The sequence below is a fragment of the Xanthomonas sp. BRIP62418 genome (genome assembly GCF_003993495.1).
GTDB lineage: Bacteria > Pseudomonadota > Gammaproteobacteria > Xanthomonadales > Xanthomonadaceae > Xanthomonas > Xanthomonas euroxanthea.
Genome location: NZ_QEZG01000059.1, coordinates 1 through 21262, shown reverse-complemented (window position 1 = coordinate 21262; position 21262 = coordinate 1). Strand labels below are relative to the sequence as shown.

Genomic DNA, 21262 nt, shown 5'->3' with positions numbered 1-21262 from the left:
CGGCACCTGCGTGCGCACTCCAACGGCCTGCAATTGGCCGGCAAGTTACCGTCATCGTCGTCCACCTCCGCAATCATGGCGTGCGTGTTGCCATCTCGTGGAAGATGGGGTCACGTCTGTTCTGGCCGCGCCCGGGAGGTAGGGGCTCCTGCTGCGGCGTTCGATAGCCTCGCGCGCGGAGATATGTGCTGCAAATGAAATTTTCGGCATATTCTATTCCTCCTACGAATACACCTGCGTGGCGATACCCCATGGCAAATTCCAGCACTCCCTGGTTCAACGCTGCCCGCCTCAAGACGCGCCAGCTGCTGCTGCTGCTGCATCTGCACGAACAACGCTCGGTGCTGCGTGCGGCCGAGGCCGCCAGCATGACGCAACCGGCCGCCTCCAAGCTGCTGGCGGAAATGGAAGACATGCTGGGGGTGAAACTGTTCGAGCGACATGCCCGCGGGGTGGAGCCTACCTGGTACGGCCATGTGCTGATCCGGCGTGCGCGTGCGGCGATGTCGGAGATTGGCCGGGCGCAGGAGGAAATCGCCGCGTTGCGGGCCGGGCGCATGGGCCAGGCCTCGATCGGCACAGTGGTCAATCCAGGCACCAACCTGGTGCCGCAGGCGATCGCCGAGGTCAAGCGCGAGTTCCCCGACATCCTGGTGCGGGTGGAAATGGACTACAGCCGTCCGCTGGTGGCCAAGTTGCTGGACGGCCAGCTGGATATCGTGATCGGCCGCATCCTGGGGCCCGAGGGCGTAGGCGAGCTGGAATTCGAGCCGCTGGCCGACGAGCCGCATTCGGTGATCGCGCGGGCCGGCCATCCGCTGGCCAGCCGGGTCGGCCTGCAGCATGCGGACCTGGTACGCCATGGCTGGATCCTGCCGCCAGCCGACAGCGTGCTGCGCGCGCGGCTGGACTCGATGTTCATGGAGCACGGCGTGCAGACGCCGACCAATGCGATCGAGACCTCGTCGCTGCCGGTGACCTCCACGCTGCTGCGCGGCACCGACATGCTGACCGCCTTGCCGGTGGAATCGGTGGCGCCGCTGATCCAGGCCAAGCTGCTGACCGTGCTGCCGATCGAGCTGGGTGTGCGCATGGAGTCGTTCGGCATCATCCGCCGACGCGATTACATCCTGCCGCCGGGGGCCGAGCGCATCCTGCAGGCGCTGCGCACCACTGCACGGCGTTTGTATCCGGCCTTGCGCGGGCCGGAATCCACTGGATAAGCGGGCTCTTCCATTCGTATTCCAGAAGGGCATACCAGACTGTGAATTTTTCATTGGCTGGCGCTAGACCACGCGCCTATATCTGTGAGCCAGATCGCACGCTGAAGCGCACGTGAAGTCGGGCAGGTGATCGGCGGCCAAGCCGCCATGCAGTGGGAGGTGGAGCCGGGCGGCAACGTCCGTGTCCTGCACGATCACGTGGCCCGTTGACGGTGCCGCGCTAACCAGTCTTCCGTCGTCTTGCGTCCTGGGAGGGATTCAGATGTACAAGTTTTCAAGCCATGCCTCGGCAGGGACGGGCGTGCACGCACGTCGTACCCCGCGTTTGCGTCATTCCGCCATGGCCGTCAGCATCGGGCTATTGCTCGCCGCACCGGTGTACGCCCAACAGACGCAGTCGCCCCCGACTGCCCCCGCCGGCAATACTGCCGGCAGCGCGGTGGATCTGGATGCGGTGGAAGTGCGCGGTGTGCGCGCCAGCCTGATCAAGTCGCAGGTGATCAAGCGCGATGCCAGCCAGATCGTGGATTCGGTCAGTGCCGAGGACATCGGCGCCTTGCCCGACCGCAGCGTCACCGAGACCCTGCAGCGCGTCAGCGGTGTGACCATCGATCACTTTGCCGCGCGCAGTGACCCGGACCATTTCTCCGCCGAAGGCAGTGGCGTGATGATCCGCGGCCTAACCCAGGTGCGCGGCGAACTCAATGGCCGCGACATCTTCAGCGCCGCCAGCGGCCGCGGGCTGAGCTTCGAAGACGTGCCGGCCGAGTTGATGGCCGGGGTGGACGTGTACAAGAACCCCTCGGCGGAAATCATCGAAGGCGGCCTGGGCGGCACGGTCAATCTGCGCACGCGCATGCCGTTCGACAACCCGGGCCGGATCGTCGGTGGCAATGTCGATTACAACTACGGCGACATGAGCAAGAAGTACAAGCCGTCGGCCTCGTTCCTGTTCAGCGACCGCTGGAACACCGGCATCGGCGAAATGGGCTTCATGATCGACGTCGCGCACTCGGAGCTGGCCACGCGCTCGGACGGCATCCAGGTGGAGCCGTACGTGCGGCGCACCGACGAGGCCGTGCTGGCCGGCAGCGGACGCAGCGAGGTGTTCGTGCCGGGCGGGGTGAACTGGCGTCAGCTGGATTTCGAGCGCAAGCGCGACGGCATCGCGGCGGCGTTCCAGTGGAAGCCCAGCGATGCCACCGAGATCTACGCGCAGTTCCTGCGCTCGCGCTACGAAATGAACTGGCAGGAGCGCGCCGCGTTCTTCAACGACAGCAACAACAGCATCACGCCGGCGCCAGGCACGACCTTCGACTACGACGATCGCGGCGGCTTCCTGCGCGGCTCGCCGGTGTCCAGCTCGTGGCGCGGGGTGCTCACCGGCGACGGCGTGCGCTTCAACACCGACAACCGCTATTCCGAACAGCGCACCACCACCACCGACATGTCGGTGGGTTTCAGCCACTTCTTCAACGACAACCTGCAGATCAAGGGCGATATGCAGCTGGTGGAGTCGGAGAACGAACAGCTGGATTTCACCGTGTTCAGTGCGACCTATCTGCCGGGCCTGTCGTATGACGTGTCGGGCAGGTATCCCAGCGTGCAGATCGCCAACCCGGCCTTCACCCAGGACCCGTCCAACTACTTCTGGGCGGCGGCGATGGACCACCTGGGCAAGAACCGCGGGCGTCAGCTGTCCACGCGCGTGGATCTGGAATACACCTTCGATGACAGCAGCTGGTTGCGCTTTGCGCGCTTCGGCATGCGCGCCACCGACCGCAACCAGATCAACAAGAATTCCGGCTACAACTGGGGCGTGATCTCCGACAACTGGGCCGCCATTCCGGGCACCAGCAACGGCCTGGCCAACATGTCCGAGTTCATGACCGACCAATCGTCGTTGTTCACCTTCTCCGACTTTTTCCGTGGCGGCGTGAACGTGCCGACCACGCTGGTGGTGCCCAACAGCGGCCTGGTCAACAACTACGCCTCGGCCTCGCAGATGATCCAGCAGATCGTGGCGCTACGTGGCTACGGCTGGGCGCCGGACACCTATCAGCCACAGGACACCAACCGGCAGCACGAACGTACCCAGGCCGCCTACGCGGCGCTTTACTTCGGCAACGACGAGGCCTGGGGCGTGCCGGTGGACGGCAACATCGGCATCCGCGTGGTGCAGACCAAGACCCAGGCCGAAGGCTTCGGCCAGTTCCAGACCCTGGCCGGGCTCAATGTCTCGCCGGAACTGCAGGCGCGCTATACCGGGCAGTACTTCGAGAACAACTCGCAGGGCAGCTACACCAACGTACTGCCCAGCCTGAACCTGCGCCTGCGCTTCACCGACAGCCTGCAGTGGCGCTTTGCCGCCTCCAAGGCGATGGCGCGCCCGGACTACACCCAGTTGCAGCCGTATGTTTTGCTCAACGTGGAAACCAACGACGCCGGCCAGGCGACCGATTTTGTCGGCACCGCCGGCAACCCGAACCTCAAGCCTATGGTGGCCAACCAGTTCGACACTGCGCTGGAGTGGTACTTCGACACCAGCGACATGCTGTACGCCACGCTGTTCTACAAGAAGGTCAAGGACTACTTCTCCACCCAGACCCGCAGCGAGATCTACGACAACCGCCCCTGGCTGGTGACACGCCCGTACAACATGGACGAGGGCACCATCCGCGGCGCGGAGCTGGGCTATACCCAGTTCTTCGACCAGCTGCCGGGCTGGCTGAGCGGGTTCGGCGTCAATGCCAACTTCACCTTCGTCGACAGCCAGGGTGGCGCCAACACCGCCACCGACCCGTACACCAACACCACCGTCACCGGGGTCGAGCTGCCGCTGGAAGGCCTGTCGCGGCGCAGCTACAACCTGGCCGGCATCTACGAGAAGGGGCCGTTGTCGCTGCGCCTGGCCTACAACTGGCGCTCGCGCTACCTGCTGACCACCAGCGATGCGTCCACCCGTCTGCCCACCTGGGCCGACGACTACGGCCAGCTCGACGGCTCGTTCTTCTACCGCTTCAACGCGCACCTGCAACTGGGCGTGCAGGCCAACAACCTGACCAACACGGTGACCAAGGTGCTGATGGGGCCGACCTCCTACGAAGGCGGTGAAGTGGATCCGCGTCTGTATACGCGCTCTTCCTTCGTCAACGACCGGCGCTACTCGCTGGTGCTGCGCATGAACTGGTAAGCGAAGGCCGTCACGGAACTGCTGTGTCCGGGCTCGCGGAGTTGAGCCCGCTTTTGCCGATCCGGCCCGCCGGGTCGGCAATGCCAGACCCGGCGGGTTTGTCGGGGTTGCTATAGTTTTTACGAATAGCTTTCCAGGAATATTTCATTGGTGTGGCACGACGGCGCCGCCCTATGCTCCGGCCGCAGCCGCTAGGTAAGCCTTGTCAGGATTACCACGCATCGCAACCGCCCGGCCTTCCGGTCGTGGGCGGATGCGGGCCAGCACCAACGACGGGCAGGGCGTTCGCGCACCGACCCGCTAAAAAATTAGAAGTACATGCGTCCTGGGAGGGAGCACCATGTCAGTGCAACATCGCCACATTCCGGCAGGCCGGACTGTGGGTCAGCGTTCGATCCGTGATTTCCGCCGCTCCGCGATGGCCCTCAGTGTGGCCACGCTGTTGAGCGCGCAGGCCTACGCGCAGGATGCGACCACCACTGCCGCTCCGGCTCAGGATTCCACCACCCAGCAGCTCGACACCGTGCAGGTCACCGGCACGCGCAGCAGCGTCACCAAGGCGCAGCTGGTCAAGCAGAACGCCGAGCAGATCGTCGATTCGATCGTTGCCGAAGACATCGGCAAGCTGCCCGACAACAACGTCGCCGAGGCGCTGCAGCGCATCTCCGGCATCCAGATCACGCGCAACTACGGCGAAGGCAGCTCGATCGCCATCCGCGGCCTGACCCAGGTGCGTACCGAACTCAATGGCCGTGACATCTTCACCGCCAACGATGGCCGTGGCCTGAGCTTCGAGGACGTGTCGGCCGAACTACTCGGCGGCGTCAACGTCTACAAGAATCCCTCGGCCGACATGATCGAAGGTGGCCTGGGCGGCACCGTCGACCTGCGCACGCGCCTGCCGTTCGACTACGACGGCCGCAAGATCGCCGGCAGCGTCCAGTACAACTATTACGACCTGGCCGACGACGGCAAGCCGGCGTTCTCGGGCCTGTTCAGCGATCGCTGGCAGACCGGCATCGGCGAGATCGGCCTGCTGGTGAACTACTCGCAGCAGAAGAGCCCGTTCCGCCAGGACACCATCTCGATTGAGCCGTGGTACACCCAGACCGATCTGCCGGGCTATGAAGGCCAGGGCGTGTCGGTGCCGCATGGCGCCGGCATCAACACCACCGTCGGCGAGCGTGAGCGCAAGACCGGTGCGTTCGCGATGCAATGGCGTCCCAACGATGCGGTGGAGGTCTACACGCAGGTGCTGCGTTCGGAATACGACTTCAGCTGGCACGACTATTCGTTCTTCGCCCTGACCGGCGCCAACCCGATGCAGGGCCTGCCCGGCATCGAAGTCAACGACCGCAACGAATTCGTCAACGGCGCGTTCCAGAACGTGCCGACAGAGTCCAACACCAGCCTGACCGAGCGGCATTCGGTGACCACCGATTACTCGCTGGGCGCCAAGTGGACGGTCAACGAGAAGCTGACCCTGAGCACCGACTTCCAGTATGTCGATGCCACCACCACCGGCACGCGCTACATCCTGTCCACCGGTCAGTCCACCAGTCCGCAGTTCAACGTCGACTTCCGCGGCGACCTGCCGCGCCTGTCGGTGACCGATGCCAGCGGCGCGGAAGGCTACCTGGCCGACGTCAACAATTACGACGGCTGGCGCTATCACCTGGACAACAAGGACGACAACAAGGGCACCGAGTTCGCCTGGCGCGCCGACATGGATCTGGCCTTCGACAGCGACTTCGTGCGCAGCTTCAAGGCCGGTGTGCGCTACACCGACCGCGATGCCGAGACCAAGGGTAATATCTATCGCTTCATGTGCATCAACAACTGCGCGGGCGCGCCGTTCTCGCAGTTCCCCAGCGTTGGTGTCGTGACCAATCCGATCACCGATTTCTTCCGCGGTGAAAGTCATGCCTTCGGCCCGACCCTGACCGCCTCCGATGCGGCGGTGGCGAACTATCGGCAGACCCTGGCCACCTTCGGTGCCAGCCCTCTGGAGTTTTCGCCCAACAACATCAACGCGCAGACCGAGAAGACCTACGCGGCCTACGGCGTGTTGCGCTTCGGTGTGGACAGCGATTCGATTCCGTTCGACGGCAACATCGGCGTGCGCGTGGTGCGGACCGAGGTCGGCTCCACCGGCGTGCGTACCGGCACCGACGGCGAGGGCGGCGGCCTGATTCCGGTGGACGCGCAGCAGACCTATACCGACGTGCTGCCGAGCTTGAACCTGCGCTGGATGCTGAGCGATCAGCTGCAGTGGCGTTTTGCCGCCTCGCGCGGTATCTCGCGTCCCACCTTCGATCGCCTCAACCCGAACCTGAGCCTGAGCACCGGCACCTCCAACGGCGCCTCGACCTTCACCGGCAGGGCGGGCAACCCCGATCTGGAGCCGGTCAAGGCCGATCAGTTCGACACGGCGCTGGAGTGGTATTTCGGCCAGGGTTCGATGATGTACGGCACCCTGTTCTACAAGAAGGTCGAAGGCTTCATCGCCGACAGCGTGTTCAACGAGGTCTACGATGGTCGCGTGTGGCAGATCACCCGTCCGGTCAATGGCGATGCCGGCAAGATCCGCGGTGCGGAACTGGGCTACACGCAGTTCTTCGACTTCCTGCCGGGCTGGCTGAGCGGCTTCGGCCTGCAGACCAACTACACCTATGTCGACAGCGAGGCACCGAGCCCCACCGCCACCGACACCAACGGCCAGGCGCTGACCGTGCCGCTGGAAGGCCTGTCCAAGAACAGCTACAACGCGATCCTCAGCTACGAAACCTCGCGCTTCCAGGGCCGTGTGGCCTACAACTGGCGCAGCGACTGGCTGGTGACCACCGCAGGCAACGGCACCGGCAATCTGCCGGTCTACAACAAGGGCTTCGGCCAGCTGGATGCCTCGCTGCGTTTCAACATCAATGATGTGTGGTCGATTTCGCTCGATGGCGTGAACCTGCTCGATACCCGGCGCGAAAGCTACCTGGGGACCGAGTCGCGCTACCGCGACTTCGTGATCAACGATCGTCGGTATGGCCTGACCTTGCGGGCCAGCCTGTAGAACGCGCCGTAGGAAGTGCGTCGCCGGTTCGGCGAGCTGTGCAGGCAGCCCGTCGGACCGGTGTTTTTCCTATCGACGGCATGCCGTCGATCGCAAGGGAGCCGGAGGAATGATCGCTGTAATCGATCCGCCTACTGTGCGCCGCGTTACCGCAGCGATGCGGCCGGTCCGTGCGTGGCTGGCACTGCTGTTGCTGTTGCCGTTTTCGATCCTGCCGCTGCAGGCTGCCGATCCGGCGGTGCAGGGGCCTTACCAGTGGCGCAGCGTCGCCATTGGCGGTGGCGGATTCGTCACCGGTGTGCTGTTTCATCCCGCCGAGCGCGATCTTGCGTATGCACGTACCGATGTCGGTGGTGCGTACCGCTGGGATGGGCGCGCGCAGCAGTGGGTGGCGCTGACCGATTGGCTGGGCGCCGACGACTGGAATCTGATGGGGATCGACGCGTTTGCGGTCGATCCTGCCGACCCGCAGGCGCTGTATCTGGCTGCGGGCACCTACATGCACGAACGTGCCGGCAATGCCGCGCTGCTGCGCTCGTTCGATCGCGGCCGCAGTTTCGAGCGTGCCGCGCTGCCGTTCAAACTCGGCGGCAATCAACTGGGCCGGTCAAATGGCGAACGCCTGGCGGTGGACCCGCACGACGGCCGTGTGCTGTTGTTGGGCTCACGCGATGCAGGCCTATGGCGCAGCGACGATCGCGGCGCGCACTGGGCGCGGGTGGACGCATTTCCTGCCGAGGCCCTGGCAGGTGCAACCGCGCGCAATCATGTCGGACGCGAACAGGCAGTGGGCATTGCCTTTGTCGTTTTCGATGCCGCCAGTGGCCGCGACGGTCGGCCGACCCCGCGCATCTATGTCGGCGTGTCCACCGCGCAGACCAGCCTGTATGTCTCCGACGACGCCGGGCGCAGCTGGTCGGCAGTGGCCGGGCAACCCAGGGGCCTGCGTCCCAGCCATATGGCCGGTGGCAGCGATGGGCAGTGGTACCTGAGCTACGGCGACCAGCCCGGCCCGGATCTGATGGCCGGTGGCGCGCTGTGGAAGTACACCCCGGCGCTTGCGCGTTGGAGCGAGATCAGCCCGATCGCGCAGCCGGCCAGCGGCGATGGCTTCGGCTGGGGCGCGGTGGCGGTGGATCCGCAACAGCCGCAGGTGCTGCTGGCCAGCACCTTCCGCCGTCGTAGCCCGCGCGATGAGCTGTTCCGCAGCGTCGATGGGGGGCGCAGCTGGACGCCGTTGCTGGCTGGCGCGCAGTTCGATCACAGCGCCGCGCCGTGGACCGCGAAGGCCACGCCGCACTGGATGGGCGCGCTGGCGATCGATCCGTTCGACAGCAACCACGCCCTGTTCGTCACCGGCTACGGCATCTGGGCCTCGCGCAATCTGCAGCAGTTCTCTGCGCAGCGGCCGTTGCAGTGGTGGTTCCAGGATCGCGGGCTGGAAGAGACCGTGCCGCTGGATCTGCTCAGCCCCATGGCCGGCGCGCATCTGCTCAGCGCACTCGGCGATATCGACGGTTTTCGGCACGACGATCTGGAACGTGCACAGCTGCAGTACGCCGGCCCGCGCCTGACCAATGGCGAGAGCATCGACGCCGCCGGGCAGGCCGCGCAGTGGGTGGTGCGCAGCGGCACCGTGCGTGATCGCCGCAACAACGAGATCCGTGCGCTGTATTCGCGTGATGGCGGCGCGCAGTGGACGGCATTCGCCAGCGAGCCGCCGGCCGGGCAGGGCGCCGGCAACATCGCCATTGCCGCCGATGCCTCGCAGGTGGTGTGGGCGCCGGACGCCGGCGGTAACTGGCGCACAGCCGATTTCGGCAAGCACTGGCAGCGTGTACAGGGGTTGCCCGAGACCGCGGTGGCAGTGGCCGATCGCGTCGATGCACGGCGCTGGTACGCGGTGGATACCGCCAGCGGGCGCCTGTTCGAAAGCCGCGATGGCGCAGCGAGCTTTCGCGACACCGGTGCCCAGGTCGGCAGCCCGGCGCGCGACGAGCGTGCGCGTCCGCAGCTGCGCCCGGATCCGTGGCGGGCGGGGGTGGTGTATCTGGCCAGCCCCACGCTGGGCGTGATGCGCTGGCAGGGCGGGCGCTTGCAGACCTTGTCCAAACCGGACCAGGCGCGTTCGCTTGGCATCGGCAAGGCGCTGCACGCGGGCGCACCGCCGGCGCTGTATCTGGCCGGCCGCGTGGATGGGGTGGACGGCGTGTTCCGCTCCGACGACGAAGGCGCGCAGTGGTTGCGCATCAACGACGACGCGCACCGGTTCGGCAAGCCGTACAGCGTCACCGGCGATCCGCGCATCCCCGGGCGCGTGTACTTCGCCACCGGTGGGCGTGGCATTTTCTACGGCGATCCACGATGAGCGCTGCGTCGCTGCGCGCGTCATCGCGCTGTCTTACCGTGTACGGCGGCGTGCGTCGTCGCATCGCTGCGCGCCGATTGGTCGCGCCGTCCCTAGAGATCATTGCATGAGCGCTTCCCTTATCCGTCGTGGCTGCCTGTTGGGCCTGGTCCTGGCCAGCCCCACCGCATTGGCACAACCGAGCTTGCCGTTGTTGTTTGCCGATGGCGCGGTACTGCAGCGCGATCAGGCCATGCCGGTGTGGGGTTGGGCCACGCCCAATGCCGACATCATGGTCAGCTTCGACGGCAAGCGGGCCACCGCCAAGGCCGATGCCAAGGGCCAGTGGAAGGTCAGCCTGCCCGCGCACAAGGCCGGTGGCCCCTATGTGCTGAGCGTGCAGGGCGACGGCGGCCAATTGCAGGTGCGCGATGTGCTGGTCGGCGATGTGTGGCTGGCCAGCGGGCAATCCAACATGGAGTGGCCGTTGGCACAGGCCAGCGATGGTCCGCAGGCGGTGGCCGCCGCCAACGACCCGCAGTTGCGGCACTTCAAGGTGCCCAAGTCGTGGTCGCTGCAGCCGGAAGCGCGCCTGACCGGCGGCGACTGGAAGGCTGCCACGCCGGACAACGCCGGCGAGTTCACCGCAGTGGGGTATTTCTTCGCCAGGGAGCTGCGCGCCAGCACCGGCGTGCCGATCGGCATCGTCAACAGCACCTGGGGCGGCAGCGCGATCGAGGCGTGGATGGACGCGGCCTCGCTGGGCTTGAATGGCGAGCAGAACCAGGGCGCGATCGAGGCGATCAAGCAGCGCGATGCCGCCGCGCAGGCCGCCACCGGCAAGCGCATCGCGCGCTGGCCCAAGGTCGATGGCGACATGCCGCAGTGGCGCCAAGCGTCGTTCGACGACAGCGACTGGGACAGCATCCCGACCAGCCAGCAATGGGAATCCAGCGGCTATGACGGCATGGACGGCATCGCCTGGTATCGCACCACGGTCACCCTGAGCGCTGCCGAGGCCAAGGCCGGTATCGAACTGGGCGTGGGCCAGATCGACGATTCGGACATCACCTACGTCAATGGCCAGCAGGTCGGCACGACCGAAAAACAGTGGAACCTGCCGCGCGTCTACCAGGTGCCTGCCTCCGCCTTGCATGCAGGCGTCAACCACATCGCGGTGCGGGTGGAAGATCTCAGTGGCGGCGGCGGCATGCATGGCCCGGACGAGCAGCGCTTCGTGCAGACCGGCGCCGGTGCCAAGCGCGCGTTGGGCGGCTGGAAGTTCCGTCCCGCCGCCGTGCGCGTGTCGCTGGCCGACAACAAGAATCAGCTGCCCACGCTGCTGTACAACCAGATGATCCATCCGCTGCAGCCGTTCCCGGTCAAGGGCGTGATCTGGTACCAGGGCGAGACCAATGCCAGTGAGGCCGGCGCGGTGAAATACCGCGCGCAGTTCGCCGCGATGATCCAGCAATGGCGCGCCGAGCGCGGCGCGAAAACGCTGCCGTTCCTGTGGGTGCAGCTGGCCAACTTCAAGGCCGGTGGCGACAGGGGCGAGCTGAGCCCGTGGGCACTGTTGCGCGAGTCGCAGTCCAAGACGCTGGCGCTGCCGGCGACCGGGCAGGCGGTGATCATCGATATCGGCAACCCCACCGATATCCATCCGACCAACAAGCGCGATGTCGGCCATCGACTTGCGATTGCTGCACGTCATGTGGCGTACGGCGAAACGCTGGTGTACAGCGCGCCGGTGTTCAAGCAGGCGCGCTTTGAGCAGGGCCAGGCCGTGCTGCGCTTCGATCTGCAGGGCAGTGCCTTGCAGGTGCGAAATGGTGGCGATGTGCAGGGCTTCCGCGTCGCCGGTGCCGACAAACACTTCCATCCGGCCACCGCGCGCATCGACGGCGATCGGGTAATCGTGCGCAGCGACGCGGTGGCTGCACCGGTCGCGGTGCGTTACGGCTGGAGCGAAAACCCGGAAGACGCCAACCTGGTCAATCGCGAACACCTTCCTGTTTCCCCCTTCCGCACCGATACCTGGTGACACGGAGTCTTATGTCCATGCATTCCCCCGTTGCACGTGTGATTACTCCTTCCCCTGCACGCCGCTGCCTGCGTCCGCTGCTGCTGTCCGCGCTGACGCTGGCACTGGCTGCGTGCCAATCCGGCGAGCAGGACGACAAAGCCAAGCCGGCCGCAGTCGCACCGACTGCCGGTACCGCAGCGACCGCACCTGCCACGGCAGCGGCGCCGGCTGCGCAGACGCCGATGCCGCAGTTCGTCAGCAAGGACGGCAAGCACGCGTTGATGGTCGATGGGGCGCCGTTCCTGATCCTGGGCGCGCAGGTCAACAACTCCAGCAACTATCCCGGCGTGATGGACAAGGTGTGGCCGGCGATGCAGGTGCTGGGCCCCAACACCGTGCAGGTGCCGATCGCCTGGGAGCAGGTCGAGCCGGAAGAAGGCAAGTTCGATTTCTCCTTCGTCGATACGCTGCTCACGCAAGCGCGCGAGCACAAGGTGCGGCTGGTGCTGCTGTGGTTTGCGACCTGGAAGAACAACGGCCCGGCGTACGCGCCGCACTGGGTCAAGACCGACAACCAGCGCTTCCCGCGCGTGGTGACGCGCGAGGGCAAGGCGATCGGGTCGCTGTCGCCGCATGCGCAGGCCACCCTGGATGCCGACCGCAAGGCCTTCGTGGCCTTCATGCAGCATCTGAAGCAGGTCGATCCGCAGCACACCGTGATCATGATCCAGCCCGAGAACGAACCGGGCACCTACGGCAGCGTGCGCGACTTCTCGCCGATGGCGCAGAAGCTGTTCGACGGCCCGGTGCCGGACGCACTGCTCAAGCGCCTGAACAAGCAGCCGGGCAGCTGGGCACAGGTGTTCGGTGCCGATGCGGACGAGATCTTCCATGCCTGGTCGATCGGTCGCTACATCGACCAGGTGGCCGAGGCCGGCAAGGCCGAATACCCGTTGCCGATGTACGTCAATGCCGCGCTGCGCGGCCCGTTCAATCCCGGCCAGCCCGGCCAGTACGCCAGCGGCGGCCCCACCGACAACGTGCTGGACGTGTGGAAGGCGGCCGGCCCGCATATCGATCTGCTGGCGCCGGATATCTACATGCCCGAGTACCGCACCTACACCACGGTGCTGGAACGCTACGCCCGCCCGGACAATGCGCTGTTCGTCGCCGAAACCGGCAACCGCCCCGAATACGCACGTTACCTGTTCCCCGCGCTGGGCCATGACGGCATCGGCTGGTCGGCGTTCGGCATGGACTACACGCGGTACTCCAACTATCCGCTGGGCGCCAAGCACGTCAACGAAGAAACCCTGGCGCCGTTCGCGCTGGGTTTCGAGCTGGTCAAGCGCGGCATGCGCCCGTTCGCCAAGGCCGCCTCCGAAGGCAAGCTGCACGGCACCGCCGAAGAGCCCGGCCAGGCGGTGCAGGAGCTGAAGCTCAACGACCGCTGGAGCGCCACCATCACCTACGGCGTGCCGCAGTTCTGGTTCAAGGGCGAGCCGCCGGGCAACCCCGAGCCGATCGGTGCGGCGTTGATCGCCGAGTTGGGTCCGGACGAATTCCTGGTCACCGGCTATCACGTGCGCGTGACCCTGCATCCGGCCAGCGAGGCGACCGCCAACATGCTCTACGACCGCGTCGAGGAAGGCGTCTACGAAGGCAGCGACTGGAAGTTCGAGCGCAACTGGAACGGCGACCAGACCGATTACGGAGTCAACTTTTCCAGCGCGCCGCAGCTGCTGAAGATCAAGCTGGCCACCTACAAATAAGCCTGCTCGGCCGCGTGCTGCACAGCCCCACCGCCGCGCAGCACGCGGTCCGCCAGGCTGAATCCAATGAACCATGCGCTGCCGCCCCCGCGGCACCGTTTCGTAATTCCAAGGGAGTGAACATGCAAACCATCAACCGTTCCGCCGGCCATGCGCCTGCCACCCGACGTACACCGCTTGCCCAGTGCCTGGCGTTGTCGCTGGCCCTGCTGGCCAATGCCGCGCACGCGCAGGAAGTGCGCAAGGCCGCCGACGGCGTCACCGTGGTGCCGAGCGCCAAGGGCGCCGCACCGGTACGTCTGCAGGTCGTCGACGCCGGCATCATCCGCGTCAGTGCCGACCCGGATGGCGACTTCGCCCGCAGCCCCAGCCTGATGCGCGTGCCGGTGCAAGGCGACACCGCCTTCCAGGTGGCCGAGCAGGGCGACAGCGTGCAGCTGAAGACCGGCAAGGTCACCGCCACCGTGTCCACCGTCGATGGCCACGTCAGCTTTGCCGATGCCAATGGCAGGCCGGTGTTGTCGGAAGTGGCCGGCGGGCGCAGCTTTGCGCCGCTGAAGGTGGAAGGCAAGCAATACCTGACCGTGCGTCAGCGCTTCCAGTCGCCCGACGACGAAGCACTGTACGGCTTCGGCCAGCACCAGCAGGGCTGGATGAACCAGAAGGGCCGCAACGTCGAGCTGCAGCAGAACAACATCGACATGGCGGTGCCGTACCTGGTGTCCAGCCGCAACTACGGCCTGCTGTGGGACAACAACTCGATCAGTCGCCTGGGCGACCCGCGTGGCCTGCAGCCGCTGCCCAAGACGCTGAAGTTGTACGACGCCAAGGGCAAGGCCGGTGCGCTGACCGCGCGTTATGCGATCGATGGCAAGCAGATCGTCGAACGTCGCGAGAGCGAGGTGAACTACCAGTACCTCAGCGACTTGACCAAGTATCCGAAGAAGGCGATCACCAAGGACAAGAACAGCCGCATGCAGGTCACCTGGGAGGGGCAGATCGAAGCACTCACCGGTGGCGAGCACACCTTCTCGCTGTATTCGAGCGAGTACGCCAAGCTGTACGTGGACGGCAAGCTGATCGTCGATCGCTGGCGCCAGAACTGGAACCCGTGGAATCACGAGTTCAAACTGGCGCTGGAGCCGGGCACGCGCCACACCGTCAAGGTCGAGTGGGACCTGATCGACCCCAGCTACATCGCGCTGCTGCATCGCGACCCGCTGCCGGCCGCCGAAGCGAAGGACCTGTCGCTGTGGTCCGAAGCCGGCCAGATGATCGACTACTACTTCGTCTCGGCCGATTCCTACGACCAGGCCGTGGCCGGCTACCGCGAACTCACCGGCAAGTCGGTGATGCTGCCCAAGTGGGCGTATGGCTTCTGGCAGAGCCGCGAGCGTTACAAGAGCCAGGACGAGCTGGTCGGTGCGGTGGCCGAATACCGCAAGCGCAAGCTGTCGCTGGACAACATCGTGCTCGACTGGTCGTACTGGCCCGAGAATGCCTGGGGCTCGCACGATTTCGACCCGCAGCACTTCCCCGATCCGGACGGCATGGTCAAGGCCGTGCATGACATGCATGCGCAGATCATGATTTCGATCTGGCCCAAGTTCTATCCCACCACCGCCAACTACAAGGAACTGGACGCTGCCGGTTTCATGTACAAGCGCAATGTCGAAGTCGGTGAGCTGGACTGGATCGGCAAGGGCTACAAGAACTCGTTCTACGATCCGTATTCGGAAAAGGCGCAGGCGATCTACTGGCGCCAGGTCAACGAGAAGCTCAACAGCAAGGGCTTCGATGCCTGGTGGATGGACGCCGACGAACCGGACGTGCATTCCAACCTGGACATCGGCGAGCGCAAGGCACGCACCACGCCCAACGCGCTGGGCTCGTCCACCGAATACTTCAATTCCTATCCGCTGCCGCACACCCATGGCGTGTACGTGGGCGACCGCGCGGCCGACGACAAGCGCGTGTTCATCCTCTCGCGCAAGGGCTATGCCGGCACCCAGCGCAATGCAGTGGCGGTGTGGAGCGGCGACATCGTCTCGCGTTGGGACGACATGCGCGACCAGATCTCCGGGGGCGTCAACATGGCGCTGTCGGGCCTGCCCAACTGGACCTTCGACATCGGCGGCTTTGCGGTGGAGAAGCGCTACGAGAACCAGGACCCGGCGCATCTGCCGGAGTGGCGCGAACTCAACACGCGCTGGTTCCAGTTCGGCGCATTCGTGCCGATCTTCCGCTCGCACGGCCAGTTCCCGTACCGCGAGATCTGGAACATCGCCCCTGAAGGCACGCCGTTCTACGAGAGCATGGCGTACTACAACCGCCTGCGTTACGCGTTGCTGCCGTACATCTACAGCCTGGCCGGCGATACCTACCAGCGCGATGGCGTGATCATGCGCGGCATGATGATGGACTTCCCCAACGACGCGAAGGCGCGCGACATCAACGACCAGTACCTGTTCGGCCCGGCGTTCCTGGTCGCACCGGTGACCCGCTTCGGCGCCACCTCGCGGCAGGTGTATCTGCCGGCCGGCAGCAGCTGGCTGGATTTCGCCACCGGCAAGCGCTACGAGGGCGGCCAGAGCATCGAGGCGGCCGCGCCGATCGAGCGCATGCCGTTGTTCGTGCGCGCAGGCTCCATCGTGCCGACCGGCCCGGTGCAGGAATACGTGGATCAGAAGCCGGATGCGCCGCTCACCGTGGTGGTCTACACCGGCGCCGATGGCCAGTTCTCGCTGTATGAGGACGACGGCAAGGGCTACGGCTACGAGAAGGGCGAGTTCAGCCGCATCCCGTTGGTCTGGAACCAGGCCAAGGGCGAGCTGAGCATCGGCAAGCGCGAGGGCAGCTGGACCGGCATGCAGGCCAAGCGCACCATCAACGTGCGCTTCGTCGATGGCCCGCGCGACGACGCCGGTGCGCTCGAGCCCAAGACCGATACCAGCATCCAGTACGACGGCAAGCCGGTCAGCGTGTTGCAGCGCAAGATTGCGTCCGGCAAAGCGCGTCGTCGATGATCGCAGGCTGTCTTCAGTCGATGAGCAAGCAGATGCCGGAACGCCGCAAGGCAGTCGCGGGCGGTTCCGGTGAGGCAGCACGGCGGTGGCCGTGCTGACCCGTCGCGAACTGTGCAAGGCAACCGGGGCCGCGATTGCGGTCCTGGGCGCTGCACCGGTTGCCGTGCAGGCTGCCGCATCGTCCAGACACGCCGCGTTGCCGGCCGCGGCGCCCGCCGATGCCTTGCAGCTGTGGTACCGCGAACCGGCCAACGAGTGGGTGCAGGCGCTGCCGGTTGGCAATGGCCGGCTGGGCGCGATGGTGTGGGGCGGCATTGCCCACGAGCGCCTGCAACTCAACGAGGACACGCTGTACGCAGGCGGCCCGTACGACGCCACCAGCCCCGACGCGCTGGCGGCCCTGCCACAGGTGCGCGCGCTGGTGTTTGCCGGGCGCTATGCCGAGGCCGAGACACTGGCCGACGCCAAGCTGCTCTCGCGTCCGCTCAAGCAGATGCCGTATCAACCGCTGGGCGATCTGCTGCTGGACTTCGATCGTGCCGACGGCATCCGCGAGTATCGCCGGCAGCTCGATCTGGATACCGGCGTGGCCACCACCACGTTTCGCTCCGGCGGTGCTGTGCACACGCGCGAGGTGTTCGTCTCGGCGCAGGCGCAATGCATCGTGGTGCGCCTGTCCTGCGATCGGCCCCGCGCGATTTCCCTGCGCGTGGGCATCGACAGCCCGCAGACCGGCGAGGTCACGGTGGAGCAGGGCGGGTTGCTGTTCAGCGGCCGCAACGGCAGCTTCGCCGGCATCGACGGCAAGCTGCGTTTTGCCTTGCGCGTGCTGCCACAGGTCAAGGGCGGCACGCTCAGTGGCCTGCGCGACCGTCTGCGCATCGAAGCGGCCGATGAAGTGGTGCTGCTGCTCACCGCCGCCACCAGCTACCAGCGCTACGACGCCGTCGATGGCGACCCGCTCGCCTTGGCCGCCGCAAGCATGCAGAGGGCGGGCAAACTGGATTACGCCGCATTGCTGCGTGCGCATCTGGCCGATCACCAGCGGCTGTTCCGGCGCGTGGCGATCGACCTGGGCAGCAGCGACGCAGCCAAGCTGCCCACCGACGAACGCGTGCAGCGTTTTGCACAGGGCAACGATCCGGCGCTGGCCGCGCTGTATCACCAGTTCGGCCGTTACCTGCTGATCTGCAGCTCGCGGCCCGGCACCCAGCCGGCCAATCTGCAGGGCATCTGGAACGACCTGATGCAGCCGCCGTGGGAAAGCAAGTACACCATCAACATCAACACCGAGATGAACTACTGGCCCAGCGAGGCCAACGCGCTGCACGAGTGCGTCGAACCGCTGGAAGCCATGCTGTTCGATCTGGCCAAAACCGGCGCGCACACCGCGCGCGCGATGTACGACGCACCGGGTTGGGTGGTGCACAACAACACCGATCTGTGGCGCCAGGCCGGGCCGATCGATGGCGCCAAGTGGAGCCTGTGGCCGATGGGCGGCGTCTGGCTGCTGCAACAGCTATGGGATCGCTGGGATTACGGCCGCGACCGCGCCTATCTGGGCAGGATCTATCCCCTGTTCAAGGGCGCGGCGGAGTTCTTCGTCGCCACGCTGGTCAAGGATCCGCAGACCGGCGCGATGGTGACCAACCCCTCGATGTCGCCGGAAAACCAGCATCCGTTCAACGCCGCGCTGTGTGCCGGCCCCACGATGGATGCGCAGCTGCTGCGCGATCTATTCGCCCAATGCATCGCGATGAGCAAGCTGCTCAAGGTCGACGCTGCCTTCGCGCAACAACTGAGCACGCTGCGCGAGCAATTGCCGCCCAACCGCATCGGCAAGGCAGGGCAGCTGCAGGAGTGGCAGCAGGACTGGGACACGCAGGCCCCGGAGATCCATCACCGCCACGTCTCGCATCTGTACGCGCTGCATCCATCCAGCCAGATCAATCTGCGCGATACGCCCGAGCTAGCGGCTGCCGCAAGGCGCACGCTGGAAACCCGTGGCGACAACACCACCGGCTGGGGCATCGGCTGGCGGCTGAACCTGTGGGCGCGGCTGGCCGATGGCGAGCATGCCTACCGCATCCTGCAACTGCTGATCTCGCCCGAACGCACCTACCCGAATCTGTTCGACGCGCATCCGCCGTTCCAGATCGACGGCAACTTCGGCGGCACCGCCGGCATCACCGAAATGCTGCTGCAAAGCTGGGGCGGCAGCGTGTTCCTGCTGCCCGCCCTGCCCAAGGCCTGGCCGCGCGGCAGTGTGCGGGGCTTGCGCGTGCGCGGCGGCGCCAGCGTGGATCTGCACTGGGACGGCGGCCGCCTGCAGCAGGCCCGCGTGCACAGCGATCGTGGCGGGCGCTATCAACTGTCTTACGCAGGGCAGACCCTGGACCTGGAACTGGGCGCCGGTCGCACCCAGCAGGTGGGCCTCAACAACAACCGATTGGTGATGCAATGAGCTTGTACGTAGGACTGGATGTGGGCACGCAGAGCGTCAAGCTGGTCGCCTACGATCCGCAGGAGCGCGCCGTGGTCGCCACGATCGCCGCGCCGATGGAGCTGATCAGCCGTGACGATGGCACCCGCGAGCAGCAGGCGCAGTGGTGGATCGACGGCATCGTGCATTGCTTCGCCCAGCTCGATGGCGAGCAGCGTGCACGGGTGCGCGGTATTTCGGTCTCCGGCCAGCAGCACGGCTTCGTGCCGGTGGCCGCCGATGGCAGCGTCACCGCACCGGTGAAGCTGTGGTGTGACACCAGCACCGCGCTGGAATGCGACGAAATCATGGACGCGGTGGGTGGTGCGGCAGGCAGCGTGGCCGCCGCCGGCAACCCGATCATGGCCGGCTACACCGCCTCCAAATTGCCGTGGACACGCAAGCATCGTCCCGAGGCGTATGCAGCGATGACCACGGTGATGCTGCCGCACGACTACGTGAATTTCTGGCTCACCGGCGAGCGCTTTGCCGAAGTCGGCGATGCCTCCGGCACCGGCTGGCTGGACGTGCGCACACGGCAGTGGTCCGAACGCATGCTAGGCGCGGTGGACGCACAGCGCGACCTGCGCGAGGCATTGCCGCCGCTGGTGGAGACCGGCGCGGTCTATGCCTTGTCCGATGCAGCCGCCGACGCATTGAACCTGCCGGCCGGCGTGCGTGTCACCACCGGCGGCGGCGACAACATGATGGCCGCGATCGGCACCGGCAATGTGGTGCCCGGTCGCCTGACCATGAGCCTGGGCACCTCGGGCACCTTGTTCGCCTACGCCGATCACCCGGTGGTGGACGAGGACGCACGCTGGGCCGCGTTCTGTTCGTCCAGCGGCGGCTGGCTGCCGCTGATCTGCACCATGAACTGCACCGTCGCCACCGAGGCGGTGATGCGCATGTTCTCGATCACCCGCGAGCAGACCGAGGACTTGATCGCCAGCACCACGCCGGGCGCCGATGGCCTGGTGCTGCTGCCGTTCTTCAACGGCGAGCGCACGCCCAATTTGCCGGACGCCCGCGGCTGCCTGTTCGGCATGGACCTGCACAACACCACCGCCGCGCATTTCTATCGCGCCGCGATGGAAGGGGCGACCTACAGCCTGCGCAACGGCTTCGATGCCTTTGTCGCGGCGGGTCTGCAGTTCGACACCATCCTGCTCACCGGCGGCGGAAGCAAGAGCGCGCAATGGCGGCAGATGGTGGCCGATATCTTCAACCTGCAGGTCGTGGTGCCGACCCAGCCCGAAGGCGCTGCCTTCGGTGCCGCATTGCAGGCCCTGTGGGCCTGCAATCGCGACGACGGCGGTGCGGACGCATTGTCGGATGTGGTGCTGGAGCATCTGCAGATCGACCAGGACCTGTCGGCGCGCCCGGATCCGCAACGCGTGGCCCAGTACCAGCAGCACTACCAGAGCTTCCTCAAGCACCTGCAGGTGGTCAGCCCGCTCTACGCCGGCTGATCGACCCGCTTTCTACGACTCCCCCAGCAGCAAGGACATTCCACCCCATGAGCAACACCGTCTACATCGGCGCCAAAGAATATTTCCCCGGTATCGGCAAGATCGGCTTCGAAGGCCGCGACTCGGACAACCCGCTGGCCTTCAAGGTCTACGACGCCAACAAGCAGATCGGCGACAAGACCATGGCCGAGCATCTGCGCTTTGCCGTGGCCTACTGGCACAGCTTCTGCGGCAATGGCGCCGATCCGTTCGGCCCCGGCACGCGTGCGTATCCGTGGGATATCGGCAACACCGCGTTGGACCGTGCCGAAGCCAAGGCCGATGCCGCGTTCGAATTCTTCACCAAGCTCGGCGTGCCGTATTACTGCTTCCACGACATCGACCTGTCGCCGGATGCCGACGACATCGGTGAGTACGAGCGCAACCTCAAACACATGGTCGGCATCGCCAAGCAGCGCCAGGCCGACACCGGCGTCAAGCTGTTGTGGGGCACCGCCAACCTGTTCTCGCATCCGCGCTACATGAACGGTGCATCGACCAACCCGGACTTCAACGTGGTGGCGCGTGCGGCGGTGCAGGTCAAGGCCGCGATCGATGCCACCGTCGAGCTGGGTGGCGAGAACTACGTGTTCTGGGGCGGCCGCGAGGGCTACGCCT

General features: G+C 65.9%; 9 protein-coding genes and 1 pseudogene. All 10 read left to right on the top strand.

The window, feature by feature from the left end; all coding sequences use genetic code 11:
• The first annotated feature begins 251 nt into the window (after positions 1-251).
• Positions 252-1223 (top strand): LysR family transcriptional regulator, encoded by a 972-nt coding sequence (locus tag EO174_RS21950; RefSeq protein WP_104582918.1) that lies wholly within the window; start codon positions 252-254, stop codon positions 1221-1223.
• A 262-nt stretch (positions 1224-1485) separates the two neighbouring features.
• Positions 1486-4416: a TonB-dependent receptor gene (locus EO174_RS21945; protein ID WP_126947529.1), complete on the top strand. Its 2931-nt coding sequence runs from the start codon at positions 1486-1488 to the stop codon at positions 4414-4416.
• Positions 4417-4756: 340 nt separating this feature from the next.
• The gene (locus tag EO174_RS21940; protein WP_119128403.1) at positions 4757-7480 is read left to right on the top strand and encodes a TonB-dependent receptor; all 2724 of its coding nucleotides are present in this window, start codon (positions 4757-4759) and stop codon (positions 7478-7480) included.
• Positions 7481-7589: 109 nt separating this feature from the next.
• Positions 7590-9848, top strand: coding sequence for a cellulase (locus EO174_RS21935; protein ID WP_126947526.1), 2259 nt, complete (start codon positions 7590-7592; stop codon positions 9846-9848).
• A 106-nt stretch (positions 9849-9954) separates the two neighbouring features.
• Positions 9955-11871, top strand: a complete 1917-nt coding sequence (locus tag EO174_RS21930) for a sialate O-acetylesterase (RefSeq protein ID WP_126947523.1) — start codon at positions 9955-9957, stop codon at positions 11869-11871.
• Positions 11872-11954: 83 nt separating this feature from the next.
• Positions 11955-13625: a GH35 family beta-galactosidase GalD gene (galD, locus tag EO174_RS21925; RefSeq protein ID WP_126947574.1), complete on the top strand. Its 1671-nt coding sequence runs from the start codon at positions 11955-11957 to the stop codon at positions 13623-13625.
• Positions 13626-13747: 122 nt separating this feature from the next.
• Positions 13748-16651 carry a TIM-barrel domain-containing protein gene (locus tag EO174_RS21920; protein WP_126947520.1) on the top strand — a complete coding sequence of 968 codons (2904 nt, stop codon included), beginning with the start codon at positions 13748-13750 and terminating at the stop codon, positions 16649-16651.
• 91 nt (positions 16652-16742) lie between these two features.
• Entirely contained in the window at positions 16743-19115 is a 2373-nt protein-coding gene (locus EO174_RS21915; protein WP_164740299.1) for a glycoside hydrolase family 95 protein, read from the top strand.
• Positions 19112-20605, top strand: a complete 1494-nt coding sequence (gene xylB / locus EO174_RS21910; RefSeq protein ID WP_104648549.1) for a xylulokinase — start codon at positions 19112-19114, stop codon at positions 20603-20605. Before EO174_RS21915 ends, xylB begins: the two co-directional genes overlap by 4 nt.
• Before the next feature lie 47 nt (positions 20606-20652).
• Positions 20653-21262, top strand: a pseudogene (locus EO174_RS21905) (xylose isomerase); the annotation flags it as partial.

Excerpts from the sequence above, each read along its gene's own strand:
- EO174_RS21950 (WP_104582918.1), top strand. The coding sequence starts at position 252 with ATGGCAAATTCCAGCACTCCCTGGTTCAACGCTGCCCGCCTCAAGACG.
- EO174_RS21945 (WP_126947529.1), top strand. The coding sequence starts at position 1,486 with ATGTACAAGTTTTCAAGCCATGCCTCGGCAGGGACGGGCGTGCACGCA.
- EO174_RS21940 (WP_119128403.1), top strand. The coding sequence starts at position 4,757 with ATGTCAGTGCAACATCGCCACATTCCGGCAGGCCGGACTGTGGGTCAG.
- EO174_RS21935 (WP_126947526.1), top strand. The coding sequence starts at position 7,590 with ATGATCGCTGTAATCGATCCGCCTACTGTGCGCCGCGTTACCGCAGCG.
- EO174_RS21930 (WP_126947523.1), top strand. The coding sequence starts at position 9,955 with ATGAGCGCTTCCCTTATCCGTCGTGGCTGCCTGTTGGGCCTGGTCCTG.
- EO174_RS21920 (WP_126947520.1), top strand. The coding sequence starts at position 13,748 with ATGCAAACCATCAACCGTTCCGCCGGCCATGCGCCTGCCACCCGACGT.
- xylB (WP_104648549.1), top strand. The coding sequence starts at position 19,112 with ATGAGCTTGTACGTAGGACTGGATGTGGGCACGCAGAGCGTCAAGCTG.